Below are 26377 nucleotides of genomic sequence, written 5' to 3'. Positions count from 1 at the left end.
ATGTCGGCTGGACCATCGCGACAGGACGTGTACGGTTGCTGATCGTATCCCGTGTGAATTGCCCGGGACTGAACAGGAGGCGGGCATGGAATGGACTGTGAAACTCGCGGCGGCCGTGACCGTCGGTATGCTGGCATGGACGCAGGTCGACGCCCAGGAGCGGGTGCCGGATGCGGGGATGCTGGACGTGCGGGATTTTGTGCCGGACCTGGACGGGGTCTGTGGCCTTGGCCAGACCATGTCGGCGGGGTGTGACGCGATCCGCGAGCGTGAGATCGTCGACGCGGCGGCCGAGCCCTGGCGGGCCGTGGGCCGGGTGAACTTCGCCGGTATGCGGACGCGGCAGCACTGTACCGGGACGCTGGTGGCGGAGGATGTGGTGCTGACGGCGGCGCACTGTCTCTACAGTTTCGCGCGCAAGGCCTGGATGAAGCCCGGCAGCGTGACCTTCGTGGCCGGGTTTCAGCGTGGCACGGGGCTTGCGGTCTCGCGGGGGGTGCGGTTTGTCCTCAATCCGGCGGAGGACGCGGCAACCCGGGATTTCAGGTCGCGGTCGCACCAGGACTGGGCTCTGCTGGTCCTGGAGGAGCCGATTGGAGCGGAGGTCGGCTATCTGGACCTGACCGGTGAGAGTGCCGATGCGTATGTCCTGGCCGGTTATGCGGGTGTGCGGCCAAATGTTTTGTCGGTGGCCCATGACTGCGGTGCGCCGCGGGCGGATCTGTCCGGCGTGCTGGTACAAAGCTGTTCGGCCATGCCGGGGGATTCCGGTGGGCCTCTGCTTGCGGTGGGTGACGATGGCTATACCGTGGCGGGCGTGTTTTCGAGCATCGTTGGCGGCCCGTCCGGAACAGCGAGTCTGGCCGTCGCCGCAGGTGAATTTTCGGAGGCGGTGGCCGGGATTTCGGGGCACTAGCCGGGATTCAGATATTCAACGTTATGTTGAAAGACTAGTATAATCTACCCGCAGTTGAGCCAAACGCCATAAAAAAAGGCATTGTTTTCCGATACCTGAGGTATTTTCAATCCGGGCGATATAGGGCTTGTCATGGACGTCTGATTTTCTATTGTGGCGCCTGGAACGTGACAAATAACAGTCACCTTAAATTTTCCGAGGGAGGAATACATGAACACCAGAACCATTCTGGGCACCACCGTGTCCGCAGCAATCCTGCTTGGCCTGGCCCCGGCGATGGCGTCGGCCGAGACCAAGCTGAAATGGGCACATGTCTATGAGGCGAGCGAGCCCTATCACACCTGTGCGGTTGCCGCGAACGACCTGCTGATGGAAGCCACCGAAGGCCGCTACGGCATCGAGGTTTTCCCGGCATCCTCGCTCGGCAAGGAAGTTGACATCAACGAGGGCCTGGGTTTCGGCACCGTTGACATTATCTATACCGGTCAGCTGTTTGCAGGCCTTTCCTACGGTCCCATCGCAATTGGCGGCGCGCCCTTCATGTTCCGTGACTGGGACCACTGGGACAAGTTCCGCAACTCCGATCTGTTCGGTGAACTGGCCCAGGGCTACACCGATGCGACCGGCCACCACATCACGGCGATGACCTATTACGGCGCACGCCACGTGACCTCGAACAAGCCGATCCAGTCGCCAGCCGACATGGAAGGTCTGAAGATCCGCGTGCCGAACGCGCCGCTCTATATGATGTTCCCGGAAGCTACCGGTGCGAACCCCGCTCCGATCGCGTTTGCCGAGGTGTATCTGGCCCTGCAGCAGGGTACGGTTGACGCCCAGGAGAACCCGCTTCCGACCATTCAGGCCAAGAAGTTCTATGAGGTTCAGAGCGACATCAACCTGACCGGTCACATCACCGACGCGCTGCTGACCATCGTGGGTGGTCCGGCCTGGGATTCGATGGATGAGGCCGACCAGCAGGCGCTTTCCGACGTGACAAAGGAAACCGCCGTTTGCGCGACGGATGCGATCCTGAAGGCCGAGTCTGAACTGGCCGACTGGTTCCGTGGTGAGGGCGTCAATGTCAACGAGGTTGACCGTGGCCCGTTCATCGAGGCGGTGAAGACCATGCATAACGGCGAAATGGCCTCCTGGGACCAGGAAACCTACGACCGTCTTCAGTCCATCGAATAAGACTGACCGTTACGTCGGGCGGGCACATGTGCCCGCCCGCATTCCATTCCCGGAAGGATAGGCCATGAGCGAACCGGAAGCGCATGACAGCGCCGCATCGGAGCTGATTTCGCTTGAAGAGGATAAAATCGATCTGTCGGATCTGCGGTGGGATGATGCGGTTGTGCTCATCCTGTTCTGGATTCTGGCGGTTGTCGTTTTTCTTCAGTTCTTTACCCGCTACATCCTCAACGATTCGATTGCCTGGACGGAAGAGGTGGCGCGGTTTCTGCTGATCGGTGTGGCCTTCATCGGTTCGATCATGGCGACCCGAAAACAGAGCCATATCGCTGTTGAGTTCGTCTACCGCTGGATCCCCCGCGCGGGACGGCGCATTGCCCAGACGGTGATCGACGTCCTGACCACGGGGTTTTTCATCATGCTGGCCGTGTTCAGCGCCCAGATCGCGGACCGGACGAAGCAGAAAATGGTGTCGCTCGACATCCCGAAATCGACGATCTACTGGATCGTGACCGCGGCTTTCGTCTGCATGGCGCTCTATTCGGCCTGGAATACCTGGCGGCATCTGCGCACCGGGACCAGCAAGCTTATTGACCCTGAACTCCACGCGGACGAAATCCGCGCGATCGACTAGGAGCACACCCCGGTGGACATTATTTGGCTGTTTGTGATGCTTGCCGTCATGCTGGTGATCGGCATGCCGGTGGCGGTGGCCCTGGCCGGATCCTCGGCGATCTTCATTATTTTCAATGGCTCCCCGCCGCCAATGGTGGTGGCGCACCGGATGATCAACGGGGTCGACAGTTTCCCGCTGCTGGCCGTGCCGTTCTTCATTTTGGCCGGGAACCTGATGAACACCGCCGGAATTACTGAGCGGATCTTTAACTTCGCGCTGGCGATTGTGGGCTGGATGCGCGGTGGTCTGGGGCACGTGAACATCGGTGCTTCCGTGATTTTCGCAGGCATGTCAGGAGCCGCGGTGGCCGATGCCGGTGGGCTTGGCGCCATCGAGATCAAGGCCATGCGCGACGCGAATTACGACCCCAAATTTGCCGTTGGTGTGACGGCCGCCTCCTCGACAATCGGACCGATCATTCCGCCCTCCCTGCCCATGGTGATCTATGGCGTGGTGGCCGGTGCCAGTATCGGTCAGCTGTTCGTGGCCGGATTTGTCCCAGGGCTTCTGATGGCCGCGTCGCTGATGGTGCTGGTGGCGATCATTGCCCGCCGCAGGGGTCTTGGCCGCGACCAGACCTTCTACTGGTCGGTGCTGTGGTCGACGTTCCAGCGGGCGTTTCTGTCGCTCCTGACGCCGGTGATTATCGTGGGCGGCATCCTCTCGGGCGCGTTCACTCCGACGGAGGCCGCGGTTGCCGCCTGCGCCTGGGCGCTGTTCCTGGGCCTCGTGGTTTACCGCACCCTGTCGATCCCGCGCTTCCTGCGCGTGAGTTTTGACACGATCGAGACCACGGCGGTGGTTCTGCTGGTGGTTGGATCGGCGGCGATTTTCGCGTGGATCCTGACCTCGAACCGGGTGCCGGAGCAGTTCGCCACGGGGCTTCTGGCCGTGTCGGACCGTCCCTGGGTGATCCTTCTGCTGATCAACCTGATCCTTCTGGCGGTCGGGTGTTTCATGGAAACGGTTGCGGCGATTACTATCATGGTGCCGGTCCTGCTGCCTATTGCCGTGACGCTGGGCATTGATCCGGTGCATTTCGGTGTGATCATGGTGCTGAACCTGATGCTGGGACTGTTGACGCCGCCGGTTGGCATGGTGCTCTACGTGCTTGCGCGGGTTGCGAAAATCCCGTTCGAGCAGTGCGTTGTGGGCACCGTTCCATTCCTCGTGCCGCTGGTGATTGTTCTGCTGCTGGTGACATTCATCCCGTCCATCACCATGTTCCTGCCGACGCTGATCTACCGCTAAATTCGGTGGCCCTGGCGTCAATGGCGCAATGCGGTCGGGGGGTGCAACCTGAACCCTCCCGATCCCTGGGGGTGGCTCGCGTGGACACGTGCATGACGTCTGAACATCTCGATGCCGCTGCGGCGGACCGCATCGTTACCGAGGCGGCACGGGATTACTTTCAGGACTGCCGCGGGCGGGTTGAGGCGTTTACAAAGACCAATTTCAGCCTCGGAGGTTCGCTGCGCCTGCACCGGCACGCGCTTGGTTGGGACGTGGTGCGGGCGCCTGCCAACCTCGCGCTGTCCCTGCCCCAGGTGGGACTGAAGCTCGGGGCGCTCTCCGCGAGAGTGGCGGGGTTTGGGAAGACGGCCGACCGGATCGGATCGCGGAACATTTTCCTGACGACGGCGGTGGCGCGGGAGTTGCGCTGGCGGATGATGGTGGATCTGCTGCGCCAGCCCTGCCGCGACGGAGAGCGGGTGTCGACCCATGACGCCCTTGCCGAGGCTATCCTCGCCCGACCGGAGGTGGCGGAACTGGTCCTCGACGCGTCACGCCAGGTGGCCGCGCGCAACGATGATCCGGATTTTCGCAGACGGCTGGACACGGCCCTGCTCGACTATGCGGGCACGCGTTCGGCAGCGGCGGACATTACAACAAATCTCGTGGCCATTGGCACCGGGGCGATTGCCTACAAGCAGGCAACGCCGGGCATGGTGGCGCTGGGGCCAGCTCTTGCCGGAAGCCTGGCGCAGAGCAGCGCGATTGCGAATTTTCCCCTGGGCGCCGGCGTGGGCGGCGTGTGGTACGGCATGTTTCCGGTCCAGGCCTCGCCGCTTCTGATCGCCGGCTCAACCGCCGGTCTGATGGGCACGGCGGCGGTGGTGTCAGCCTTTGCCGGTGTTGTATCCGATCCGGTGCAACGGCGGTTGGGGCTGCATCAGCGACGTTTGATGTCGCTCATCGACGTGATGGAGAAGGAGTTTCACCGCCAGCCGAATTCCGGCTTCTCGCCCTGTGATCTCTACGTCGCCCGGCTCATGGACCTGAGCGACGTTCTGATGGGAATTGGCCGGGTGTTCCGCGGGTAGCGCCCTCAGCGCGTGGCCCAGAGGGCACCGCGCTCGAAAATGCGGTACATCTCCGGCACCTTGAACTCATTGGCCTCATGACCGAGGGCTGAGTAAAACACCCGCGCCCTGCCATAGCGTTTTTTCCACACGACAGGCATCACGACCCCCTCGACGAAGTCGCAATGTTTCCCGCTGAAGGTCGTGGTCGCGAGGACCTCTACCGCCGGGTCCACATGCATGTAGTACTGCTCGGAATGGTAGTCGAAGTCGCTGATGCCCTCCATCACTGGATCGTCGGGCCGGGTGATGTTGATGCGGTAGTCGATGATGTTGCCGGGATGGGCAACCCACTGGCCGCCGACCATGAACTGGTAGTCCGGCTCCTGGCGGAAACTGTCGCCCATGGTCCCGTGGAAGCCCGCGAGCCCCGTACCTTCGGCGATGGTGGCCACGAGATTTGACAGCTCATCCTTCGCAATCACGTCCTGGGTGATCATCGGAACGATCAGGTCATAGCGGCCAAGACCGGGGTCGCCGAGAGCCCTGGTCCCTGGTTCCAGGTCCACCTCATAGCCGTTGTTTTGCAGCATGTCGCGCACGGCCTCACCACTGGCGAGCGGCGTGTGGCCTTCCCATCCGCCCCAGACAATCAGAGCTTTTTTGGTCATAATATTCTCTCCTCAAAATTCGCCGAACGGCCGGGCGGGGTCGAGCGGCGCGGGGCGCTCGCAGGTCGTTGTCATGGTCAGCCGCTCGCCGCGCTCAGCCGAGGCCAGGATGCCTTCCATTACCTCCAGCACGTGCAGCGAGAGACTGTCATCGGCACGGTGCGGGCGGTCGTCGAGGATGGCGGCGGCCATATCCGCAAGGCCAATGATCCGGTAATTCCCGTCGCCGTAGTGGTGATGCATCTCCGCCACCTGCCAGTCGTCCTTGCCGTCCGCCACCTGGGTGTCGCCGTCAAACCGGTTCGGGTCGGCGACGATCATCGACCCGGTGGAGCCATAGACCTCGATCGGATTGTGGCCGTGCTTCCAGACCTCGAAACTCGTGGTGATGGTCACGGAGGCGCCACTGGCGAAGGTCAGCAGCCCCGAAATATGGGTCGGCACCTCCACGGCGACCGTCTCGCCCGCCCGTGGGCCGCTGGCGATTGTGCGCTCGGGATGGGACGTGGCGGCCATGCCGCTGACGGATGTGACGGGGCCGAGCATGTTGATCAGGCAGGTCAGGTAATAGGGCCCCATGTCGAGCATCGGTCCGCCCCCGGCCTGGTAATAGAAATCCGGATTGGGGTGCCAGAGCTCATGACCCGGCACCTGCATGAAGGCGCTGGCCGCCACGGGCCGGCCGATGGCGCCCGCGTCAATCAGACGGCGGGCGGTCTGGTGCGCGCCGCCCAGGAACGTGTCGGGCGCACAGCCCACGCGCAGCCCCGCATCCCGTGCCGCCGCGACGAGCTTTTGCCCCTCCGCGAAGGTCACGGCCAGAGGTTTCTCGGAATAGACATGCTTGCCATGGGCAATCGCCGCGAGACCGACCTCCACATGGTATTGCGGCGTGGTCAGGTTCAGAACGATGCCGATCTCCGGATCGTTCAGCAGCGCCTCGACGGATTTCGCCGGGACGCCGTAAGCTTGGGATTTCGCCTCCGCCGCTGCGGTATTGATATCGGCAACCGCCAGCAGACGCAGCATTTTGAAATCCGGCGCGGCTTTGAGATAGGCATCCGAGATGTTGCCACAGCCGATTATTCCGATGCCGATGGACCGCATCCCGTTCCTCCCCCGTTATAATTTTGGCCCGCTGGTGCCGGGCCGTTATTGTTTGCGAAAACGTTTAAACGGAGTGCGGGGGCTTGGAAAGGCGGATCGTGTTTGCCTGGGAATTACCCCAGCCTAGTTCACCTGGACGCAGTCATGTTCCGTGCCGTCCGGGTCGGGTTCCCGGTAAGTCGCCTCTTCGCCGTGAATCCAGAGGTACTCGCCTAAATCCCCGTCATAGCGGGAGCCGGAGGCGGTGCGGGCCAGGGAAGCGGTGGAGACGCGGTCGCCGCGTTCCAGCCGGGCGCTCGGCAGGACAGTGTCAAAGAACATTGCCACCAGTTCATTGGCCGGGCTCTCCCCGCACTGAAAAAACGCCGTGCCGGTTGGCTCCTCAAGCATGTATTTTGCCACGAGATCGCCCTCCCGCCGCTGGTATTCCCATTCGACGCAGGCGCGGGGATCGTCAGATTTCCAGCACTCGTCCCGCCCGCCGATCCAGCCGCGCTGACTGGCGCGCAGGGTGTCCGCCGCCTCCACGGCACCCGCCTCCTGGTTTTGCACGACCTCGAGGGCGGCGGCATAGCGTTCGGCCACCAGGCGGTCGAGCGCCGCGAGGTCCGCGTCACCGCAGACAAGCTCTTCGGCGGTGGTTTCAGCCGCGGCACAGTCAAAGGACGGCCCCTCCTGCGCCAGCACTGGCGCGCCGAAACAGGCCCCGGCCAGGATCATCAGCGATCTGATCAAATTTTTGCTCCATACCGGCATTTCAGGTCGAAGGGTACGCCAGCATGGCATCGGGTTTCCACCGCAATCTCCCCCGGATGGAACGAATAGCCCGGGTCGAAAAACTGCCGCGCTAAACTCCCTATTCGGCGTCCGCCCCATGCTGCGCAAGGAAGGCGTATATGTCGGCGGCATCCTCGGGCGTTTTCACCCGAAATGCCATTTTCGACCGGGCGCGTTTGTCATCAAGCAGTTCGGAGAGGAAACCGGTCGGGTCCTGAACATAGGCCGTGAAGTTTTCCTCGGTGAAGGTGTACCCCTCCTCACCGGCCTCCTCCATGGATTTGCCATAGCGGAAATCCTCCTGGGTGCCCATGGTTGCGCCGACCACGCCATAGAGGTTCGGTCCGGTGCGGGCCTTACGCCCGGAGATCACGGTGCCGTCCGGGTCCACAACAACGTGGCAGACGGTGCACTGGCGCTTGAACTTGTCCGCGCCGGCGGCCGGATCGCCCTCCGCGAGCGCAAACCCTGGCAGGGCAATGGCAAGAAGGCTACTGGTGGCAACAACAGAAAACTTGGTCATCGGATGGTCCCGTTCCGGTAAATCACGGCGAATGGCCCCTATATGGTGCGAAAATATCGCCGCGTCACCATTCATCATCCACTATCGCAAATTCGTTAACCGCGCGCCATCCTGTCGTTTATTTGGGTTAACGGCGTGGTTAATCGGGCCAACCGCCTTACGTTTTGCACAAATTTGACCTATCTGACTGCAATCCGGGGGATTTGGCCCCCAATCATCCGGCGCTGCAAACGTGCCACACTGACGGCGAAACCACACGTGACGACACTGATCCCCGCATGGGTCGATGGAAAACTGACCCCTACAGACAAGCTTGACGTCCACCGGTGCGGGTTGCGGCATCCTGCAGTCTCGGTGTTTGTCATGCGCGGTGATGAGACCCTGATCCAGCGCCGGGCGCTGTCGAAATACCACACGCCCGGCCTTTGGGCGAACAGCTGCTGCACCCACCAGCACTGGGGTGAGGCGGCGCTGGACTGCGGGCACCGGCGGCTGCGCGAGGAGCTCGGCATCGCCGGGCTCACCCTGCACCACCGCGATCAGGTCGAATACCGCGCCGATGTGGGCGGCGGCATGACCGAGCATGAGGTTGTCGATATTTTCACCGCCGAGGCAACGTCCGGGATGAGTGTAACGCCCAATCCCGATGAGGTGGCAGAGACGCGATGGATCGCCCTCCCCGACCTTGCGCGTGAGGTGGAGGAACAGCCGGAGCGCTACACGCCCTGGCTGCGCATCTACATGGAGCGGCACATGGACCGGATTTTCGGAACGCTGCGGGTCTGAACCTCAGACCATCGCGTGAGGAACGAACGGCACGGGCCGGCCGAACTCTTTTGCCCGCTGCAACGGGAACGGCAGCACAAAACCCCTGCGCTCATCCGGCTCCAGTTTCGTGTTGGCCTCCGCCAGATCCCACCAGGCCTTCGCCGCACCATCGGGATCAGTGAACTCCTCGCCCGCATCCTCCGGCAGCCAGTGTTCGAACAGACGGCGGCGCAGGTCGCGCACCGCCTCCCGTTCCTCCAGGGCCACCGCAACTTCCGTATCCCATTTCAGGCTGCGCCCGTTGAGATTGGCCGAGCCAATAATGGCGCAGTGGTCGTCAAAAATCGCGACCTTAGCGTGAACATAGACCAGTGGTGATCCATAGAAGGCAAAGTCGGATTCGTGATCTTCGATGTTTTCAGGCTGGCCCGGTGAGAGAATTGCGCATCGCCCGTCAAAGGCCGCAAGCACCGTCTCCACGCATTCCGCCTGAAGGTGCTCGCCAAAGCGCGCGTCGAGCGAGGTGCTGCCCTCAAAGGCCACATCGTCAGGTGCAGCGGGCAGCACGGCAATCAGCTGAAGCCCCGGCACCTCACGCGCGCGCTGCGCCAGTTCCCGCGCGATACCCTCATCCCGGAAATACTGGGTCTCGAGATAGATCAATTTTTCCGACCGGCGGATCTCCTCAATGATGCGGTCACGGATGTCGCGCACGGCCTCCTGCGGGCCGAGGCGCGAGCCCCATTTGTGGTTTACCGTCGACAGCGTGCGCAGCAGCCCCTGCCGTTCCTCCACGGGGCGCTTGCCCGCGCACTCATCCTCAAATGCCAGCAGGTGCTCCTCTGCCACGGGGGCCAGATCACTGTCGCGCAGGCAGAGCTGCACGTCGTGCCAGGTCTGCTCCGCCGGGCGGTCATGGTCCGGGCCGTCGAAACGGCGCTCGTTCACGTCAAGGCCGCCCACGAAGAGGGTCTTGCCGTCAATCACCGCAAGCTTCTGGTGATGGCTGGCCGGGTACATGCGTGGCAAAAGACCGCGCCGCAGGGCGAGCTTGCCGTCAGGTCCAGCCTTGATCATTTTTCGGATGCCGGGTGCATCCCTCAGCCACCATTCCCGCGCGTCCGCTTCCTTGTCATTAAGCATGTCCACATGACGCTGAAGCGTGCGGATCTCAAAGCCGCGAAACGCGATCCGGTGCCAGTAGCCCACCTGGGCGGGATGCATGGCGGCGTGTACGGTCAGCTTGCCGCCGCCTTCCACACCCTCGACCGCTCTGTGAAATTCGCGCACACTGCTGTGGGCGGTGCGGTGCAGGCCGGGGCGGTGGACCGGGTCGAAATCCGCGAGGATCAGCGTCACGTCTACGCCGCGCTCGATAACTGCCCGGATGAGATCCGACCATGTCTTGCCAACCTCCCAGCCGCCATTGGAGCGCAGGCGGGTCCGGGGATCAAAAATGCGAAAGCCCGCCACGACGCGGTCCTTCGCCTCAAGAAACAGTTCCTCAAGGCACGGGTATGCCTCCGCCGCGGTCAGTAAGACCCGCGCGTTGCCGCTGCCCAGTGAACCGTTTGCCATAAGTCCGTCCCAACCCTTTCGCGTCTTTCAATGCATGCCCCGCACCTGTAACGGACGCAACAGGCTTCCGGTTCCGTTCTTCGAATTGTCATGTTGCACGAAACCCGTGGCACCGCCCGCAATCCGGGTCTAAGACGAACGGCAGAGGTTCTTACAACGATCAGCGCCGAGGTGCCACTTGACCCCCGACAACGCCCAGACAACCACCCATGACGCCGAGCATGACGGCCGCAATGACGCGATCAAAATCTACGTCAACGGCCGCATCGTGCCAAAGGACGAGGCCACGGTCTCGGTCTATGACAGCGGTTTCATGCTGGGCGACGGAATGTGGGAGGGTCTGCGCCTCTATAACGGGGTCTGGGCCTTTTTCGAGGAGCACATGGACCGGTTTTTCAACTCGATGAAATCCGTGTCGCTCGAAAGTGGCCTGACCCCGGACGGAGTTTTGAAGATCCTCAATGACACCGCCGCCGCCAACGACATGACCACGGACGCGCATTGTCGGCTGATGGTCACACGGGGACGCAAGGCAAAACCGTTCCAGCATCCCTCCCTGAGCCGGTTCGGGCCCACAATTGTCGCCATCATCGAGCATTCCAAACCGGCCGAGACCCTGCGCACCCGAGGCATCCGCCTCGCCACCGTGCCGCAGGTGCGCGGTCTGCCCATGAGCCAGGACGCCAAATACAACAGCCATTCCAAGCTGAACTGCGTCATTGCCTGCCTTCAGGCCGAACAGGCCGGGGCGGATGAGGGGCTGATGCTCGACCCGCATGGCTTTGTAAACACCACCAACGCCTGCAACTTCTTCATTGTACGCCGGGGCGAGGTCTGGACCTCCACCGGTGACTACTGCATGAACGGCGTCACCCGCCAAAAGGTCATCGACCTCTGCCACGCGAACGGCATCCCGGTGCGCGAGAAAAACTATTCCCTCTATGAGACCTATGGTGCCGACGAGGCGTTCCTGACCGGCACCTTCGGCGCCCAGACCCCCGTGGCCGAAATCGACGGCAAGCCCATCGGCGAAGGCGAAGGGGCCGGTCCGGTGACGCAGCGCATCCGGGGTCTTTATAAGGACGCGGTCGCCGCCTACGTGGCGGAGAGGAAGGGTGTGGCGGTTTAGGACGTTTCGGGCTTAATTCACACCCCCCGCCCGGCGGCCACGCCGGGCAGCGCCGACCGCCCCCCTGGGCGGCGCTTCGCTACCGCCCGCGGTCGTCGCAACCCTCGGAGGAAAGGCGGAAAACCCGCAGTGCTCCCCCTACCCTCACGTCACCCGGTTCGCGCGCCTGTACTCCTCCCGGTCCCACAGCCGTCCGTCGAGCACCTCCGCCATCACGTCCACCGCCGCAACCACGTTGGCCTCATCCAGATAGAGCGGCGTGAACCCGAACCGCATCACGTCCGGCGCACGGAAATCACCAATCACGCCGCGCGCGATCAGGGCCTGCATCGCGGCGTAGCCATGCTCGAACCGGAACGACACCTGGCTGCCCCGGACCGCCGCATCGCGCGGGCTGCACAGGGTCAGTTCCGGACACCGCGCCTCGACCTCCGCAATGAACCGCTCCGACAGGGCCACCGAGGCCGCACGCACCCCGGCCATGGTCACACCGTCCCAGACCTTCAGGGCCTCCTCCAGCACCGAGAGCTGAATGACCGGCGGCGTGCCCACCCGCATCCGCTCCACCCCACGCGCGGGGCGATAGTTCAGCTCAAACGCAAACGGCGCCCCATGCCCGAGCCACCCCGACAGAACCGGCTCCGCCTCCTCCGACAGGTTGGGCCGCACATAGATGAACGCGGGCGCACCGGGACCGCCATTGAGATACTTGTAGGTGCAGCCCACGGCGAACTCACAGTTCGACGCGGTCAGATCAACCTCCACCGCCCCCGCACTATGCGCCAGATCCCACAGCATCACGGCCCCCGCCTCATGGGCCAGCTTCGTCAGCGCACCCATGTCGTGCTTTCGGCCGGTGCGGTAATCCACCTCGGTCAGCATCACCACCGCGACCTCGTCCGTAATCGCCCCGGCCACCTGCTCCGGGTCCACGACGCGCAGTTCAAACCCCGCGCCCTTCATAGCCACCAGACCCTCGGCCATGTAGAGATCGGTCGGAAAATTGCCGTTGTCGGACAGGATCACCCGCCTGTCCGGGCGCATGGCGAGGCCAGCAGACAGGGCCTGAAACACCTTGATCGACAGGGTGTCGCCCATCACCACGCTGCCCTCCGGTGCACCGATCAGTTTGGCAATCCGGTTGCCCACACGGGCCGGCTGCTCCATCCAGTTGCAGCTGTTCCAGCCCCGGATCAGCTCCCCGCCCCATTCACGCGAGACGACCTCCGCCGCCCGTTCCGCCACGCCTTTCGGCAGAGGGCCGAGAGAGTTTCCGTCGAGATAAATCACCCCCTCCGGCAAATCGAACAGATCCTTTCGCGGCAAAGCCATTCCTACAGTCCTCCACGCATGTTCCAAAGTTCCGGGAACAGTTCGACCTCCAGCATCCGCCGCAGGTATTTCACGCCACTCGTCCCGCCGGTGCCGCGCTTGAACCCGATCACCCGCTCCACGGTGGTGACATGGTTGAAACGCCAGCGCCGGAAATAATCCTCAAGATCCATCAGCTTCTCGGCCAGTTCATAGAGCGTCCAGTGCCGCTCCGGCTCCCGGTAGACCCGCGTCCAGGCCTGGGTCACGGCGTCATCCGCCGCATGGGGCGCGCGCATCCGGTAGACCTCCGGAGCGAACCGCACATCCAGTTCAGTCTCCAGTGTCCGCAGCGCCAGGTGGTAAATCGTGGGCCGCGCCAGTTCCGCCTCCAGAAGCCCCAGCAGATCCGCGCGATGTTCATGCACCCGCATCATCGCCTCATTGCGGTTGCCAAGCATGAACTCGATCAGCCGGTACTGATGCGACTGGAAGCCCGATGAGGCGCCAAGCTGCTCACGAAAGGTCGTGTAGTCGCTCGGCGTCATTGTGCGCAGAACATCCCAGGCCCCATTGAGCTGTTCGAAAATGCGCGACACCCGAGCCAGCATCTTGAACGCGGGCCGGGCATCGCCCCCGCCAAGACAGTCCCGGACCGCCGACAGCTCATGCAGTGCCAGCCGCATCCACAGCTCCGAGGTCTGGTGCTGAATGATGAACAACATCTCATCGTGGGCGTCGGACAGGGGCTTCTGAGCGGCCAGGATCATGTCGAGGCCCAGATAATCGCCATAGCTCATGTCCTCCCGGAAGGACATTTTGGCCCCGTCCTGGCCTGGATCATACGCGTCTGTCATGCCCTCACCCTTCCGCCGCGGCGGCCGTTTTTTGTTTGCGACGGACCGTACTCCCACGCGCCTTCCCGCGTCCATGCCCGCACACAAAAAAATGGCCCGGAGCGCAGGCGCGGTCCGGGCCATCAACTGTGGTCAGGGACGGCTTACTGCCAGGAGGCGATCAGCTCGTCATAGGACACGGTTTTGGGCTCCTCGTCCTCGTTCTCCAGTTTCGGATAGGGCGCACCTTCCTGGGAGAACCAGTGCTCGGGGTCCATTTCCTCGTTCATGACCGGGCCAAGATCGCCCTGGATACCGGCACGCTCAAGGCGCTCAAGCACACGCTCCTGGTCGGCACAGAGCTGGTCGAGTGCCTCCTGCGGGGTTTTCGCACCCGACATGGCGTCGCCGATGTTCTGCCACCACAGCTGCGCCAGCTTAGGATAGTCGGGAACGTTGGTGCCGGTCGGCGACCACTGGACCCGTGCGGGCGAGCGGTAGAACTCGACCAGACCACCCAGCTTGTCCGCACGCTCCGTGAAATGGTCGGAGTTGATGGTGGACTCGCGGATGAAGGTCAGACCCACATCGGACTTTTTGAGGTCAACCGTTTTGGAGACCACAAACTGCGCATAGAGCCATGCGGCCTGGGCGCGGTCGACCGGGGTGGATTCCATCAGCGTCCAGGAACCGGCGTCCTGGTATCCGATCTTCTGACCTTCTTTCCAGTAAACGCCATGCGGGGACGGAGCCATGCGCCATTTCGGCGTGCCGTCCTCGTTCATCACCGGCAGACCGGGCTGTACCGTGTCGGCGGTGAAAGCGGTGTACCAGAACATCTGCTGCGCGATGTTGCCCTGTGCGGGGATCGGACCGGCCTCGGAGAAGGTCATGCCGGCAGCGGCGGGCGGCGTGTATTTCTGCAGCCACTCGATCGCCTTGGTCACGGCGTAGACGGCGGCCGGGGCGTTGGTTGCACCACCACGGGCCACACAGGAGCCAACGGGCTGGGAGTTTTCGTTCACACGAATGCCCCACTCGTCCACGGGCAGGCCGTTCGGCTCACCCACGTCGCCCATGCCGGCCATGGACATCCACGCATCGGTGTAGCGCCAGCCGAGCGACGGGTCCTTCTTGCCGTAATCCATGTTGCCGAAGACCTCGCCCTCGACGCCCATATGGCTCAGGTCACGGCCGGTGAAAAACTCGGCGATGTCCTCATAGGCGGACCAGTTCACCGGAACGCCAAGCTCGTAGCCGTACTGCTCCTGGAAGTCGGCCTTGTTTTTGTCGTCGTTGAACCAGTCGTAGCGGAACCAGTAGAGGTTCGCGAACTGCTGGGTGGGAAGCTGGTACAGCTTGCCGTCCGGGCCGGTGGTGAAGGAGGTGCCGATGAAGTCCTCAAGGTCGAGACCGGGGTTGGTCACGTCCGCGCCCTCACCCGCCATCCAGTCGGTCAGGTTGCGCACCTGCTGATAGCGCCAGTGGGTGCCGATCAGGTCGGAGTCGTTGATATAGGCGTCATAGATGTTCTCGCCCGACTGCATCTGGGTCTGCAGCTTTTCAACCACGTCGCCCTCACCGATAAGGTCGTGCGTGACCTGAATGCCGGTGATCGCGGTGAAGGCCGGGGCCAGAACCTGGCTCTCGTACTCGTGCGTGGTGATGGTCTCGGACACCACCTTGATGTCCATGCCCTGATAAGGAGCGGCGGCATCAATGAACCACTGCATTTCCGCTTCCTGGTCCTCACGGGACAGGACGGACAGGTCACCGATTTCCGAGTCCAGGAACGAACGCGCGGCGTCCATGTCCGCCATCGCCGGGCCGCTCAGCAGCCCAAGCGACAGCGCCAGCGCCGTCGTTGATCTAAGGTTGGGTCTCATTCTTCTCTCCCTTTTGGTTGACTTTGAAATTCTGTTTGGGGGTGGCGGATCAGGTTCATCCGTCCCGCCCGGCGGCTACGCCGGGCAGCGCCGACCGCCCCCAATGGGCGGCGCTCCGCTTCGCCCGCGGTCGCCCCTGCCCTCGTCTGTTGGCGGAAACGCGGGAAAGGCCATGCCTACACCCACCGAAACACCGCCGCCGCGTACACCAGGCACACCGCCAGCGCCCAGGGCTGGTTCTCACCCACGATCCCCAGCCACGCGAGGTTGATAAAGGCCGACCCGAGCAGCGAGATAAACACCCGGTCCCCGCGGGTCGTCTCGGTCCCCAGGATACCCCGTCGGGGCGTCTCAGGATACTTTATCGCCAGCACCGAGAACACGATCAGCGTGCAGGCGATGAAGGCGAAAAACGCCGCCGTCGGCCATGTCCATGCCATCCATGCCATGTTTACACCCTCCCCAGGGCGAAGCCCTTGGCAATGTAGTTCCGCACGAAATAGATCACGAGCGCACCAGGCACGACCGTCAGGATCCCGGCCGCCGCCAGAACGCCCCAGTCAATGCCGGAGGCCCCCTGGGTGCGGGTCATGATCGCGGAAATCGGCTTTGCATCCACAGTGGTCAGCGTGCGGCTCAGCAGCAGCTCCACCCAGGAGAACATGAAGCAGAAGAACGCCGCCACCCCGATCCCGCTGGCAATCAGCGGCATGAAAATCTTCACGAAGAACCGGCCGAAGGAATACCCGTCGATGTAGGCCGTTTCGTCAATCTCCTTGGGCACACCCCGCATGAACCCCTCCAGGATCCATACCGCCAGCGGCACGTTGAAGAGGCAGTGCGCCAGTGCCACCGCGATATGCGTGTCAAAGAGCCCCACCGAGGAATAGAACTGGAAGAAAGGCAGCGCGAAAACCGCGGGAGGCGCCATCCGCTGGCTCAGCAGCCAGAAGAACAGATGCTTGTCACCCATGAAGTTGTAACGGCTGAACGCATAGGCCGCGGGCAGCGCCACCGCCAGGCTGATCACCGTGTTCATCACCACATAGATCAGCGAGTTCACATAGCCCATGTACCACGCCGGATCGGTCAGGATCGTCCGGTAATTGTCCAGCGTCGGACTGTTCGGCCAGAGCGTGAAGGTGTTCAAAATCTCCGTGTTGGTCTTCAGGCTCATGTTCAGAAGCCAGTAGATCGGCAGGAGCAGGAACAGCAGGTAAAGCCCCATCACGATTGCGCTTTTGTTGATCCGCATTGGCCTCACCCTCCCCGCTTCTCGAGCGTCGTCATGACCGTATAGAACACGTAGGCCATGGTCAGAATGACAAGGTTGTACATCAGCGAGAACGCCGCCGCCGGTCCGAGGTCAAACTGCCCCAGCGCCATCTTCACCAGGTCAATGGACAGAAGCGTGGTCGCGTTGCCAGGCCCTCCGCCGGTCACAACGAACGGCTCGGTATAGATCATGAAGCTGTCCATAAAGCGCAGCAGGATCGCGATCATCAGAACGCCCATCATCTTCGGCAGCTCAATGTAGCGGAACACGTTCCAGCGCGAGGCCTGATCGATCTTGGCCGCCTGGTAATAGGCGTCCGGAATGGATTTCAGACCGGCATAGGCCAGCAGCGCCACGAGCGAGGTCCAGTGCCACACATCCATGATGATGATGGTGAACCAGGCCGCGAAGACGTCCTGCGTATAGTTGTAGGATATGCCAACCGCATCGAGCGTATAGCCCAGCAGGCCAATATCCACGCGGCCAAAAATCTGCCAGATGGTGCCGACCACGTTCCACGGGATCAGCAGGGGCAGCGACATAAGCACCAGACACACACTCGACCAGAACCCGCTCTTGGGCATGTTGAGCGCCACGAAAATCCCAAGCGGGATCTCAATCGCCAGAATAATTCCGGAGAACAGAAGCTGCCGCCCCAGCGCGTTCCACATGCGCTCGCTTTCCAGCATCTCCCTGAACCACTCCAGGCCCGCCCAGAAGAACTGGTTTTGCCCGAACGTGTCCTGCACCGAGTAGTTCACAACCGTCATCAGCGGGATCACCGCGGAAAACGCCACCAGAACCAGAACCGGCAGGACCAGAAACCAGGCCTTTTGATTGACCGTCTTCTCCATCAGACCGCCTCCCCTTCCTGGCGCCATTCATTCACGTAGACATTCACATGCGCCGGATCGAACACCACCCGGTTCATGTCCGGCGAAATGGCGCGGCCCTCGCCCACCACGATGTTGATGTCATTGCCAAAGAGATCGGCGCGCACGATCCGGTGCCGCCCCACATCCTCGACGCGCCGCACCGTGACGGGCAGCCCGCCCTCATCGGTCAGGCTCACGAACTCGGGCCGCACGCCCAGTGTCGCACCACCCTGAACCGCGCCATAGGACCGGCCCAGCGGCACGGCGTTTCCATCCACCGTCGCGGTCGTGCCATCCACCGTCGCCGGGATCACGTTCATGCCGGGCGAGCCGATGAAATAGCCCACGAAGGTATGCGCGGGTTTCTCAAACAGCTCCTGCGGCGTGCCGATCTGCACCACCCGGCCGTCATACATCACGACAACCCGGTCCGCGAAGGTCAGAGCCTCGGTCTGGTCATGGGTCACGTAAATCATCGTGTGCCCGAACTCGTGATGCAGCGATTTCAGCTGAGTGCGCAGCTCCCACTTCATGTGCGGGTCAATCACCGTCAGCGGCTCATCGAACAGGAGCGCATTCACGTCCTCCCGCACCATGCCGCGCCCGAGCGAGATTTTCTGTTTTGCGTCCGCCGTCAGACCGCGCGCACGACGATCCAGCTCGGCCTCCATGCCGATCATCTCCGCGATCTTCTGCACCCGCTCCGCCACGTAGGCCGGGTCGGAGCCACGGTTCTTCAGCGGGAAGGCCAGGTTGTCGCGCACGCTCATCGTGTCATAGACCACCGGGAACTGGAAAACCTGCGCGATGTTGCGGTCCGCGGTGGTCGCCGCCGTCACATCCACATCGTCAAACAGGATGCGCCCCTGGCTTGGGTGCAACAGCCCCGAAATAATGTTGAGCAGCGTCGACTTGCCGCAACCCGACGCGCCGAGCAGCGCATAGGCCTCACCGTCATTCCAGACGTGGTTAAGTTCCTTGAGCGCGAAATCATCCTCGCCCTTCGGGTTCGGAAGGTAGGAATGGGCCAGGTTGTCCAGCGTGATCTTTGCCATGATCCCCCCTCTAGGCCGCCAGCGCGTAAGCCGCGGGCGCCACAAGCTCACCGGTTTCGCTGAACACGTAGACATGCGCGGGATCGAGATAGACCGGCAGAGCGCTGCCCGGCTTCAGGTCATGCACACCATGCACCAGTCCAACCCAACGCGCGCCACCGTGGTCGAGATGCACGAAGGTCTCCGACCCGGTCAGCTCCGTCACCACGAGTTTCGCGTCAAACCGGATGGCCTCATCGCCATGCCGCGAAATTTCCAGATGATTGGGCCTGAACCCGGCCATGTATTTGCCGTCGGCGATGTCGGCCAGCGCACCGGTGGCCGGCGTTTTCAGCCCGTCGCCAAATTCCAGATGCCCGCCCGTTTTGGTGATGGGCAGGAAATTCATCGGCGGATCGCTGAACACCCGCGCCGTGGTCGCATCCACCGGCTGGCGATAAACGGTCGGCGTCGGGGCAAACTGCGTCACGCGCCCTTCCCAGAGCGTCGCGGTATTGCCCCCGAGCAGAAGCGCCTCCTCAGGTTCGGTTGTCGCGTAAACGAAAATCGAGCCCGACTCCTCGAAGATCTTCGGGATCTCGACCCGCAACTCCTCGCGCAGCTTGTAGTCGAGGTTGGCCAGCGGTTCATCGAGCAGCACGAGCCCCGCGTTTTTCACCAGCGCCCGGGCCAGCGCGCATCTCTGCTGCTGTCCACCCGACAGCTCCAAGGGCTTGCGCTGAAGCATCGGTGTGAGCTGCATCAGCTCCGCCGCCTTGCCCACTGCGGCCTCAATCTCGGCCTTCGACGCGCCGGTCAGCCGCAGGGGCGAGGCAATGTTCTCATAGACCGTCATGGACGGGTAGTTGATGAACTGCTGGTAGACCATTGCCACCTTACGTTCCTGCACCCGCACGCCGGTCACGTCCTGACCGTCCTGGAAAATGCTGCCCTCGGAAGGCGCATCCAGACCGGCCATCAGCCGCATGAGGGAGGTCTTGCCGGAAAGCGTCGGACCAAGCAGCACGTTCATCGTGCCCTTTTCCAGAGTCAGATCGGTGGGGTGGATATGCGTCTCCCCCCCGACAAGCTTGGAAACACCCTTGAGTTCGAATGTCATTCAGCCTCCCCTGCGTGGCGTCTTTATGCCGTGTCCTGCCGACGCCCGTTGTTCTTTTCCCGACTCCCGAGGGGTCAGGCTCAACACATGTGACAAAATTCCGTCGTCATGTGAAGAGGGTATTTTCGTTTTTGTTCGTTTTTCCGTCGATAATGTTCCAATAGAACCAATCGCCGAAATTACAGACCAGTTTCAACCACAGTCATATTTGAGCCTGTCCCGCTTCGCGTCCAGCATTATCCGGCGGCAAGCCCGAGTATTTTAGCGCGATCGAAATTCGCCCCGCACAAAACCACCACCGACGTCTTCCCTCGCAGATCTCCCGCCACCTTCAGGAACCCCGCCAGCGCCAGCGCCGCCGCGCCCTCCACCAGCATCTGCTCCTCCTGGGCAAGCCGGCGCACCGCCTCAGCAATTTCCGCCTCGCTGCACGAGACAACCTCGTCCACGACCTCCATGGCGAGAGGCAGGGTCAGGCTGTCCTCATCCATGCCCCCGGCAATCCCGTCGGCCAGTGTCTCGAAATGCTCGGTCTCAACCACGCGCCCCGCCTCCAGCGACGCCCGGAGCGTGTCGGAGTTTTTCGCCGCGACACCATAGACCCGCGTCCCCGGCCGGAAGCTTTTCAGAACCGACCCGATCCCGGAGATCAGCCCGCCACCGCCCATCGCCACAAAAATCGCGTCGATCCTTTCCGCCTGCTCCAGCAGTTCCAGGCCAATCGTCCCCTGCCCCGCAATGACCTCCGGATCATTGTAGGGCGACACGTACCGCCAGGACCCGTCCGCCGCGAGGTCCTGGGCGTGTTTCTCTGACAGACCGGATTCCTCACCGTGCTGGATGATCTCCACGCCATACCCGGCAATCCGCGACCGCTTCGCCTCCGCCACCGTGGTCGGCAAAACCACCGTCAGGTTCTGCCCGGTCAGGGACGCCGCACGGGCCGAGGCGATGCCGTGGTTGCCGGAGGACGCGGTGATCAACCGGCTGCCCGGCTCCATCGCCGTCATCCGGCTCGCCGCGCCACGCATCTTGAACGATCCGGTCAGCTGAAAGTTCTCCGCCTTGAATCGCAGGTCACAGCCCAGGGCCTCTCCCACGCCCCGCGAGGGCAGGAGCGGCGTCCGGTAGATCAGATCCGCGATCCTCTCCCGCGCCCGCACGGACCGGGCCGCGACCGTCTCCAAAGCCTCCGACATCTCAGCCTCCCGCTATCGCCGCCGCAACCGCATCCACGACCCGCGTGACTTCCCCAGTGGTATTGTACTGCGCCAGACCAATCCGGACCACGCCCTCATCCAGCGGCAGCTCAAGCGCCCGCGCCGGTTCCCAGGCATAGTTGTGGCCGTGCCAGACGAATATGCCCTGCCCGCCCAGAGCCGTCGCAATTTCCAGCGGCTTCACCCGCGTATGGCGGAACGACACGGTCGGCACACGCTCCCCGACCCGCGCCGGGTCGGTAATGCCATAGACCATCACGCCATCCAGAGCCTCAAGCCCCGCGATCAGCTGCAGGGTCATCGCCTCCTCATGTTCCCGCGCCGCCGCGTAGGCCTGCGCGATCAGGCCACGCCGTGATCCGGTCCCGCCACACATCCGGCCCAGTTCCTCAAACCAGGCCACCGTCGCCGACAAACCTGCCAACAGCTCATATTGCGGCGTCCCCGCCTCAAACCGGCCAGGCAACTCATCGGTAACGCACCGGCCCTTGTAGGGATGCAGTTCCGCCAGAAGCGCCTCACGCCCCCAGACGATCCCCATATGCGGCCCGAAAAATTTGTAGGACGAGCAGGCCAGAAAATCACAGCCCAGCCCCTGAACATCGACCAGGTGATGCGGCGCAAGCTGTACCGCATCCACATAGACCAGCGCGTCCGCCTCATGCGCCGCCTCCGCCAGCGCCCGCACGTCATTGATGGCCCCGGTCATGTTGCTCGCGTAGTTCAGCGCAACGAGCCGCGTCCGGTCGGACAGCACCTCAGCCAGGTCCTCCGGTCTGACCTGCCAGGTCTCCCGGTCAAAATCGACCCAGATGATGCGCAGGCCCTTTTCCTTCGCCACCTCCAGCCAGGGGCCGACATTGCCCTCGTGCTCCATGCGCGTGATGACGATCTCATCGCCCGGCTGGAAATCCCGGCAGATGCTGCGCGACAGATGAAAGGTGAGCGAGGTCATGCTCTGCCCGATCACCACCTCCCGCGCGGAGGCAGCCCCGAGGAACAGCGCCATGTCCTCATGGGCTGTTTCGGCGATCCGGTCCGTGGCCTGGCTCGTCGCGAACATGCCTCCGGAATTGCTGGAATGGTTCAGGAAGTAGTCACCGATGGCCTCGACCACCGTCTGCGGCACCTGCGTCCCGGCGGGGTTGTCAAGATAGACCCGCTCCCGTCCCTCATCCCTCACCGCAAGCGACGGAAACCGCTCGCGCACGCGCATCACCGGAAAACCCATATTATCCCCTTAAGACTGCCGGGCCTCCGCGGCCCACGGCGCACTGTCTTTCTGAGTCCGCACAAAATAACAACAGCCTCCACGTTCCCCGATACACTCCGCGGGCGGAAACGGATACACCCTGCACACTGGCCCGCCCGACCAAAGACCTGATCCAGCCGGAGACCACTTTGCAGGACACCACACGACCGCCCCAACCCTTCGCCGGGGACGCCGATCCGGAGCGGATGGGGCACAACCGCGCCTGGTTCAACCTGCTTCGCGTCCACCGCCATCTGCACCCCCAGGTCGCGCGCCACCTGCGCGAGGCGGGGATCGAGGACCCGATCTGGCATGAGATCATGATCGACATCGGCCGCGCGGGTGAGGCGGGCCGGCGGATGCATGACGTGGAAAAGCACCTCTACGTGCCCCAGTACAGCCTCTCGCGTCACGTCTCCCGCCTTGTGGACCGCGGCTGGGTCTCGCGCAGCGCCGCGTCGGGCAAGGGCCGCGGCCAGGTTCTTCACCTCACCCCGGAAGGTAAGGCCGTCGATACGGAGGTCTGGCCCATCTACGAGAACGCCATACACCAGGTCATCGGCACGCGGCTGAGCCCCGACGAGGGCTATCAGCTCGCGCGCCTCCTGATCCGCCTCTACGACTGATGCCGCCCCTGCGCCATTGACGCGCATGCCCCCGTCTGTAACCATCCCACCGCAACAGCGTACATCTCCGGCTGTGTCATGCAGGGCCCAAAACCGGCGAACCCCGGTTCGGGCCGGCGGATTTGCCGACCGCGATAATGGGATTACCACCGGTGAAACCGGCGACGCGGGAACACAACGAAAAGGGAGCGCCCACCGCTCCCGATAAACAGGAAGGAATAGGGAAACATGACCCTGATCAGGAAACCGACAACCTTTGCCCAGCCGACGCGCCGCGCGTTTTTGGGCGCGACGGCCGCGGCCGCGGGTCTCGCCTCGACCGGGACACTGCTCGGCGTCCGGCCCGCGCGGGCGCAGGAACGTGGCGGCACCATCCGCGTGGCAAAAGGTCACGGCAACACCAGCGACACGCTCGATCCGGCAACCTGGACCAACGGCTTTACCGTGGCGCTCTCCCTCGGGATGCAGGGCTTCCTGACCAAGGTGGCCGTGGACGGCACCGCCGAACCCGACATTGCCGAAAGCTGGGAAGCCACCCCCGACGCCAAAACCTGGCGCTTCAGGATCCGCTCCGGCGCGACGTTCCATTCCGGCAAGGAGGTCACCCTCGACGACGTGATCGACTCCGTGAACTACCATCGCGGCGAGAACTCGACCTCCGTGGCCAAACCTCTGGTGGACCCGATTGTCGAGATCACAAAGGACGGCTCCGACACAGTTGTCTTCCAGCTTGAAACCGGCAGCGCCGACTTCCCCTTCGTCTTCACCGACTACCACATGGCCATCTGCCCCTCCGACGGCGCGGGCGGCATCGACTGGCGCTCCGGCGACGGCTGCGGCCCCTACCGCCTCGTGGAATTCGATCCCGGCGTGGTGGCACGGTTTGAGCGGTTCGAGAATGACTGGAACCAGGACCGCGGCTTCATCCAGACCGTGGAAATGCTCTCGGTCGTCGACCTCAACGCCCGCACCACGGCCCTGACCTCCGGCGATGTGGACGCGATTGACAAGCTGGACCTGAAAACCGTGGGCCTTCTGGGCCGCAACCCCAACGTCGGCATCCACTCCATCGCCGGTCCACAGTACTACAGCTTCGCCGCCCGTTGCGACGTGAGCCCGCTCGACAGCGTGAACGTGCGCATGGCTCTGAAACACGCCATCAACCGCGAGGAACTGGTCGAGAAAATCCTCTTCGGCCACGGCACCGTGGGCAAGGACCAGCCCATCGGCCCAAGCTACCGCTTCCACGACCCGGACCTGGCCCAGACCCCCTACGACCCGGACAAGGCGAAGTTTTACCTCAAGGAAGCCGGTCTCGACAGCCTCGATGTCGAGCTTTCCGCCGCCGACGCAGCCTTCCCCGGCGCGGTGGATGCGGCGGTTCTCTACCAGAACTCGGCCACGGCCGCGGGCATCAACGTCAACGTCAAGCGCGTGCCAAATGACGGCTACTGGTCGGATGTGTGGCTGAAGGATCCCTTCTGCGCCGTGTACTGGGGCGGACGCCCGACCGAGGACCAGATCTTCACCACGGCCTATGCCGGCGGTGCGGCCTGGAACGACAGCTACTGGCAGAACGACCGCTTTGACGAGCTGCTCGTCGCGGCCCGCGCCGAACTGGACGAGGCGAAACGCCGCGAGATGTATGGCGAAATGCAGCAGATCGCCTCAACCGACGGCGGCACGGTCCTGCCCATGTTCGCGAACTTCGTCTTCGCCACCGGCGCCCGCGTCGTCCACGGCGACATGGCCTCCAACTTCGACCAGGACGGCGAACGCTGGATGGAACGCTGGTCCCTGACCGGCTGATCCACACGACTTTACTGCCGGAGCCCCCAGGGTTCCGGCAGACCCCCTATTTCTCCAGACCCTCCAGCAGCGTATTCAGCGCCGCCTCAATGGGATTGTCCCCAACCTTCTCTTGTGGATGCCGCCCTCATTTGCAAGGAATTTCTGAACATTAGACATGTGATCGAGTGCGGACTCTTGTCAGGCCTGTTAGTGCGGCCCGATAGATGCCGCTGGCCGGGATGGTGATGCGCGGACCGGGGCCAAATCTCCAACAGCGAGCTCGAAGCTCTGAGAAGGTTCCTGGTTTGCCCAACCCGGATCATGTCGATCATTTGCCCATTCGGATCATGCCTTCCTCACAACTCTGCGTTCCGTTCCTGCCGACGCGCCCGATCAGGCGGTGGCCATCACCGGATCGCGATAGTCCTCGCCGCGCGTCAGCATCGCCCAAATGCCGCGCGCCATCTTGTTGGCCAGCGCGAAGGCTGCGACCATCGGTGGCTTGCGTTCCAGCATGCGCTCAAGCCAGGGATTTTGCGGTGCGCCACGGCGCAGCGCCCAGCGGACCACCGCCATCGCGCCGGTGACAAGCAGTCGCCGGATGTCCCGCTGCCCCATCTTCGATGTTTTCCCCAGCCTCTGTTTTCCGCCAGAAGAATGTTGCCGCGGCACCAACCCGAGCCAAGCTGCAAAATCGCGGCCACGCCGGAACTGGTCCATCGGCGGCGCGAAGGTTTCGACTGCGAGCGCAGTGATCGGTCCGACACCCGGCATGGTCTGTAACTGCCGGGGCATGGCGGCCGCCCTGGACGCGGCGGCGAGCTTTGCCGAGACTGCGGTAAGGCGGGACGTCAACAGTTCGATCTGCTCCAGAACCATGCGGCAGATGTCTCGCGCCAGGTCAGGCAGGCCCGAACCAGGATCCTCGACCACCTTCGCCAGCCGCGGGATATATCCGACCCCTTCCGGCGCCACATGCCCGAATTCATAGAGGTGCGCGCGAAGGGCGTTGATCGCTTCGGTCCGCTGCTTCACGATCTGCTCGCGGGCGCGAAACGCCACCGCCCGGGCCTGTTGGGCTTCGGTCTTGGGTTCGACGAACCGCATGGTCGGACGCATCGCTGCCTCAACGATTGCTTCCGCGTCGGCGGCGTCGTTTTTCTGGCGCTTGATGAACGGTTTGACGTAATGCGGCGCAATGAGCCGGACGCTGTGCCCGTAGGCGGACAATTCCCGCGCCCAATGGTGCGCGCTGGGACACGCCTCCATCGCCACGTCGCATGCGGGATGGTCCGTCATGAATCGCGCAAACTGCAGTCGCGACAGCTTCTTGCGGAAAACAACCACCCCATCCGCTGCCGCCCCGTGCAGCTGGAACACGTTCTTTGCCAGATCGACCCCGATAATGCTAACTTCTTCCATGGATGCCCTCTCCTTCAGCTTGTGCTTCGACACCACGAGTATGGCACATCGCGATGCCGTCAGGGTGAGAGCGGCATCCACCCCATCTC

The 26377-nt window shown here is 63.1% G+C and carries 25 protein-coding genes; 9 read left to right on the top strand and 16 right to left on the bottom strand.

Features of this window, described 5'->3' with window-relative positions; translation table 11 throughout:
• The first annotated feature begins 85 nt into the window (after nt 1–85).
• The 5 genes from ACP15P_RS17795 to ACP15P_RS17775 all read left to right on the top strand — a co-directional run bounded on the left by ACP15P_RS17795 (nt 86) and on the right by ACP15P_RS17775 (nt 5107).
• Entirely contained in the window at nt 86–916 is an 831-nt protein-coding gene (locus ACP15P_RS17795) for a trypsin-like serine peptidase (protein ID WP_424929817.1), read from the top strand.
• 210 nt (nt 917–1126) lie between these two features.
• The gene (locus ACP15P_RS17790) at nt 1127–2107 is read left to right on the top strand and encodes a sialic acid TRAP transporter substrate-binding protein SiaP (RefSeq protein WP_424929816.1); all 981 of its coding nucleotides are present in this window, start codon (nt 1127–1129) and stop codon (nt 2105–2107) included.
• Between the two features lie 64 nt (nt 2108–2171).
• Nucleotides 2172–2741 carry a TRAP transporter small permease gene (locus ACP15P_RS17785; RefSeq protein WP_424929815.1) on the top strand — a complete coding sequence of 190 codons (570 nt, stop codon included), beginning with the start codon at nt 2172–2174 and terminating at the stop codon, nt 2739–2741.
• Between the two features lie 12 nt (nt 2742–2753).
• Nucleotides 2754–4034 (top strand): TRAP transporter large permease, encoded by a 1281-nt coding sequence (locus ACP15P_RS17780; protein ID WP_424929814.1) that lies wholly within the window; start codon nt 2754–2756, stop codon nt 4032–4034.
• Between the two features lie 92 nt (nt 4035–4126).
• The gene (locus ACP15P_RS17775) at nt 4127–5107 is read left to right on the top strand and encodes a DUF6635 family protein (RefSeq protein ID WP_424929813.1); all 981 of its coding nucleotides are present in this window, start codon (nt 4127–4129) and stop codon (nt 5105–5107) included.
• 5 nt (nt 5108–5112) lie between these two features.
• Here ACP15P_RS17775 and ACP15P_RS17770 read toward each other — a convergent pair whose 3' ends face one another.
• From ACP15P_RS17770 to ACP15P_RS17755, 4 genes are all read right to left on the bottom strand, one after another.
• Nucleotides 5113–5757 carry a ThuA domain-containing protein gene (locus ACP15P_RS17770; protein ID WP_424929812.1) on the bottom strand — a complete coding sequence of 215 codons (645 nt, stop codon included), beginning with the start codon at nt 5755–5757 and terminating at the stop codon, nt 5113–5115.
• A 12-nt stretch (nt 5758–5769) separates the two neighbouring features.
• A complete protein-coding gene (locus ACP15P_RS17765) occupies nt 5770–6864 on the bottom strand; it encodes a Gfo/Idh/MocA family protein (protein WP_424929811.1) in 1095 nt (364 codons plus the stop codon).
• 123 nt (nt 6865–6987) lie between these two features.
• On the bottom strand, nt 6988–7599 hold the full coding sequence (locus tag ACP15P_RS17760; protein WP_424929810.1) for an MliC family protein: 612 nt from the start codon (nt 7597–7599) through the stop codon (nt 6988–6990).
• Nucleotides 7600–7720: 121 nt separating this feature from the next.
• Nucleotides 7721–8164 carry a c-type cytochrome gene (locus tag ACP15P_RS17755; RefSeq protein WP_424929809.1) on the bottom strand — a complete coding sequence of 148 codons (444 nt, stop codon included), beginning with the start codon at nt 8162–8164 and terminating at the stop codon, nt 7721–7723.
• Nucleotides 8165–8422: 258 nt separating this feature from the next.
• Here ACP15P_RS17755 and ACP15P_RS17750 point away from each other — a divergent pair, with 258 nt between their 5' ends.
• Nucleotides 8423–8950 carry an isopentenyl-diphosphate Delta-isomerase gene (locus ACP15P_RS17750; RefSeq protein ID WP_424929808.1) on the top strand — a complete coding sequence of 176 codons (528 nt, stop codon included), beginning with the start codon at nt 8423–8425 and terminating at the stop codon, nt 8948–8950.
• Nucleotides 8951–8953: 3 nt separating this feature from the next.
• Here the strand turns inward: ACP15P_RS17750 and ACP15P_RS17745 are convergent, their stop codons facing one another.
• Complete coding sequence (locus tag ACP15P_RS17745) at nt 8954–10510, bottom strand: phospholipase D-like domain-containing protein (protein WP_424929807.1); 1557 nt, start codon at nt 10508–10510, stop codon at nt 8954–8956.
• A 178-nt stretch (nt 10511–10688) separates the two neighbouring features.
• Between ACP15P_RS17745 and ACP15P_RS17740 the strand changes: the two genes are divergently transcribed.
• The gene (locus ACP15P_RS17740) at nt 10689–11639 is read left to right on the top strand and encodes an aminotransferase class IV (RefSeq protein WP_424929806.1); all 951 of its coding nucleotides are present in this window, start codon (nt 10689–10691) and stop codon (nt 11637–11639) included.
• Between the two features lie 144 nt (nt 11640–11783).
• Here ACP15P_RS17740 and kynU read toward each other — a convergent pair whose 3' ends face one another.
• The 10 genes from kynU to ACP15P_RS17690 all read right to left on the bottom strand — a co-directional run bounded on the left by kynU (nt 11784) and on the right by ACP15P_RS17690 (nt 22428).
• Nucleotides 11784–12971, bottom strand: a complete 1188-nt coding sequence (gene kynU / locus ACP15P_RS17735; RefSeq protein ID WP_424929805.1) for a kynureninase — start codon at nt 12969–12971, stop codon at nt 11784–11786.
• A gap of 2 nt (nt 12972–12973) precedes the next feature.
• Nucleotides 12974–13807 carry a tryptophan 2,3-dioxygenase gene (locus tag ACP15P_RS17730; protein ID WP_424929804.1) on the bottom strand — a complete coding sequence of 278 codons (834 nt, stop codon included), beginning with the start codon at nt 13805–13807 and terminating at the stop codon, nt 12974–12976.
• A 143-nt stretch (nt 13808–13950) separates the two neighbouring features.
• Nucleotides 13951–15672 carry an ABC transporter substrate-binding protein gene (locus tag ACP15P_RS17725; protein WP_424929803.1) on the bottom strand — a complete coding sequence of 574 codons (1722 nt, stop codon included), beginning with the start codon at nt 15670–15672 and terminating at the stop codon, nt 13951–13953.
• A 176-nt stretch (nt 15673–15848) separates the two neighbouring features.
• Nucleotides 15849–16121: a DUF2160 domain-containing protein gene (locus ACP15P_RS17720; protein ID WP_424929802.1), complete on the bottom strand. Its 273-nt coding sequence runs from the start codon at nt 16119–16121 to the stop codon at nt 15849–15851.
• Between the two features lie 2 nt (nt 16122–16123).
• Nucleotides 16124–16927 (bottom strand): carbohydrate ABC transporter permease, encoded by an 804-nt coding sequence (locus ACP15P_RS17715; RefSeq protein ID WP_424929801.1) that lies wholly within the window; start codon nt 16925–16927, stop codon nt 16124–16126.
• Nucleotides 16928–16932: 5 nt separating this feature from the next.
• A complete protein-coding gene (locus ACP15P_RS17710) occupies nt 16933–17802 on the bottom strand; it encodes a carbohydrate ABC transporter permease (protein WP_424929800.1) in 870 nt (289 codons plus the stop codon).
• Nucleotides 17802–18878: an ABC transporter ATP-binding protein gene (locus tag ACP15P_RS17705; RefSeq protein ID WP_424929799.1), complete on the bottom strand. Its 1077-nt coding sequence runs from the start codon at nt 18876–18878 to the stop codon at nt 17802–17804. Before ACP15P_RS17705 ends, ACP15P_RS17710 begins: the two co-directional genes overlap by 1 nt.
• Before the next feature lie 10 nt (nt 18879–18888).
• Nucleotides 18889–19977: an ABC transporter ATP-binding protein gene (locus tag ACP15P_RS17700; RefSeq protein ID WP_424929798.1), complete on the bottom strand. Its 1089-nt coding sequence runs from the start codon at nt 19975–19977 to the stop codon at nt 18889–18891.
• 236 nt (nt 19978–20213) lie between these two features.
• A complete protein-coding gene (locus ACP15P_RS17695) occupies nt 20214–21176 on the bottom strand; it encodes a threonine ammonia-lyase (protein WP_424929797.1) in 963 nt (320 codons plus the stop codon).
• A gap of 1 nt (nt 21177) precedes the next feature.
• Complete coding sequence (locus tag ACP15P_RS17690) at nt 21178–22428, bottom strand: cysteine desulfurase-like protein (protein ID WP_424929795.1); 1251 nt, start codon at nt 22426–22428, stop codon at nt 21178–21180.
• A 170-nt stretch (nt 22429–22598) separates the two neighbouring features.
• Between ACP15P_RS17690 and ACP15P_RS17685 the strand changes: the two genes are divergently transcribed.
• Nucleotides 22599–23075 (top strand): MarR family winged helix-turn-helix transcriptional regulator, encoded by a 477-nt coding sequence (locus ACP15P_RS17685; RefSeq protein WP_424929794.1) that lies wholly within the window; start codon nt 22599–22601, stop codon nt 23073–23075.
• Nucleotides 23076–23303: 228 nt separating this feature from the next.
• Nucleotides 23304–24884 carry an ABC transporter substrate-binding protein gene (locus ACP15P_RS17680; RefSeq protein ID WP_424929793.1) on the top strand — a complete coding sequence of 527 codons (1581 nt, stop codon included), beginning with the start codon at nt 23304–23306 and terminating at the stop codon, nt 24882–24884.
• Nucleotides 24885–25259: 375 nt separating this feature from the next.
• Here ACP15P_RS17680 and ACP15P_RS17675 read toward each other — a convergent pair whose 3' ends face one another.
• Entirely contained in the window at nt 25260–26288 is a 1029-nt protein-coding gene (locus ACP15P_RS17675) for an IS110 family RNA-guided transposase (protein ID WP_028720250.1), read from the bottom strand.
• Nucleotides 26289–26377 lie beyond the last annotated feature (89 nt).

The sequence above is a fragment of the Amaricoccus tamworthensis genome, assembly GCF_049800875.1.
Classification (GTDB): Bacteria; Pseudomonadota; Alphaproteobacteria; order Rhodobacterales; family Rhodobacteraceae; genus Amaricoccus; species Amaricoccus tamworthensis.
The sequence above is the reverse complement of the archived record's forward strand: the minus strand, read 5'-3'. Positions and strand labels throughout refer to the sequence as shown.

Bases quoted from the DNA above. Each gene is read 5' to 3' on its own strand.
- ACP15P_RS17755 (WP_424929809.1), bottom strand. From the start codon at position 8,164: ATGACCAAGTTTTCTGTTGTTGCCACCAGTAGCCTTCTTGCCATTGCC.
- kynU (WP_424929805.1), bottom strand. From the start codon at position 12,971: ATGGCTTTGCCGCGAAAGGATCTGTTCGATTTGCCGGAGGGGGTGATT.
- ACP15P_RS17690 (WP_424929795.1), bottom strand. From the start codon at position 22,428: ATGGGTTTTCCGGTGATGCGCGTGCGCGAGCGGTTTCCGTCGCTTGCG.
- ACP15P_RS17710 (WP_424929800.1), bottom strand. From the start codon at position 17,802: ATGGAGAAGACGGTCAATCAAAAGGCCTGGTTTCTGGTCCTGCCGGTT.
- ACP15P_RS17720 (WP_424929802.1), bottom strand. From the start codon at position 16,121: ATGGCATGGATGGCATGGACATGGCCGACGGCGGCGTTTTTCGCCTTC.
- ACP15P_RS17790 (WP_424929816.1), top strand. From the start codon at position 1,127: ATGAACACCAGAACCATTCTGGGCACCACCGTGTCCGCAGCAATCCTG.
- ACP15P_RS17730 (WP_424929804.1), bottom strand. From the start codon at position 13,807: ATGACAGACGCGTATGATCCAGGCCAGGACGGGGCCAAAATGTCCTTC.
- ACP15P_RS17785 (WP_424929815.1), top strand. From the start codon at position 2,172: ATGAGCGAACCGGAAGCGCATGACAGCGCCGCATCGGAGCTGATTTCG.
- ACP15P_RS17715 (WP_424929801.1), bottom strand. From the start codon at position 16,927: ATGCGGATCAACAAAAGCGCAATCGTGATGGGGCTTTACCTGCTGTTC.
- ACP15P_RS17745 (WP_424929807.1), bottom strand. From the start codon at position 10,510: ATGGCAAACGGTTCACTGGGCAGCGGCAACGCGCGGGTCTTACTGACC.
- ACP15P_RS17695 (WP_424929797.1), bottom strand. From the start codon at position 21,176: ATGTCGGAGGCTTTGGAGACGGTCGCGGCCCGGTCCGTGCGGGCGCGG.
- ACP15P_RS17775 (WP_424929813.1), top strand. From the start codon at position 4,127: ATGACGTCTGAACATCTCGATGCCGCTGCGGCGGACCGCATCGTTACC.
- ACP15P_RS17700 (WP_424929798.1), bottom strand. From the start codon at position 19,977: ATGACATTCGAACTCAAGGGTGTTTCCAAGCTTGTCGGGGGGGAGACG.
- ACP15P_RS17705 (WP_424929799.1), bottom strand. From the start codon at position 18,878: ATGGCAAAGATCACGCTGGACAACCTGGCCCATTCCTACCTTCCGAAC.
- ACP15P_RS17795 (WP_424929817.1), top strand. From the start codon at position 86: ATGGAATGGACTGTGAAACTCGCGGCGGCCGTGACCGTCGGTATGCTG.
- ACP15P_RS17725 (WP_424929803.1), bottom strand. From the start codon at position 15,672: ATGAGACCCAACCTTAGATCAACGACGGCGCTGGCGCTGTCGCTTGGG.
- ACP15P_RS17675 (WP_028720250.1), bottom strand. From the start codon at position 26,288: ATGGAAGAAGTTAGCATTATCGGGGTCGATCTGGCAAAGAACGTGTTC.
- ACP15P_RS17765 (WP_424929811.1), bottom strand. From the start codon at position 6,864: ATGCGGTCCATCGGCATCGGAATAATCGGCTGTGGCAACATCTCGGAT.
- ACP15P_RS17680 (WP_424929793.1), top strand. From the start codon at position 23,304: ATGACCCTGATCAGGAAACCGACAACCTTTGCCCAGCCGACGCGCCGC.
- ACP15P_RS17770 (WP_424929812.1), bottom strand. From the start codon at position 5,757: ATGACCAAAAAAGCTCTGATTGTCTGGGGCGGATGGGAAGGCCACACG.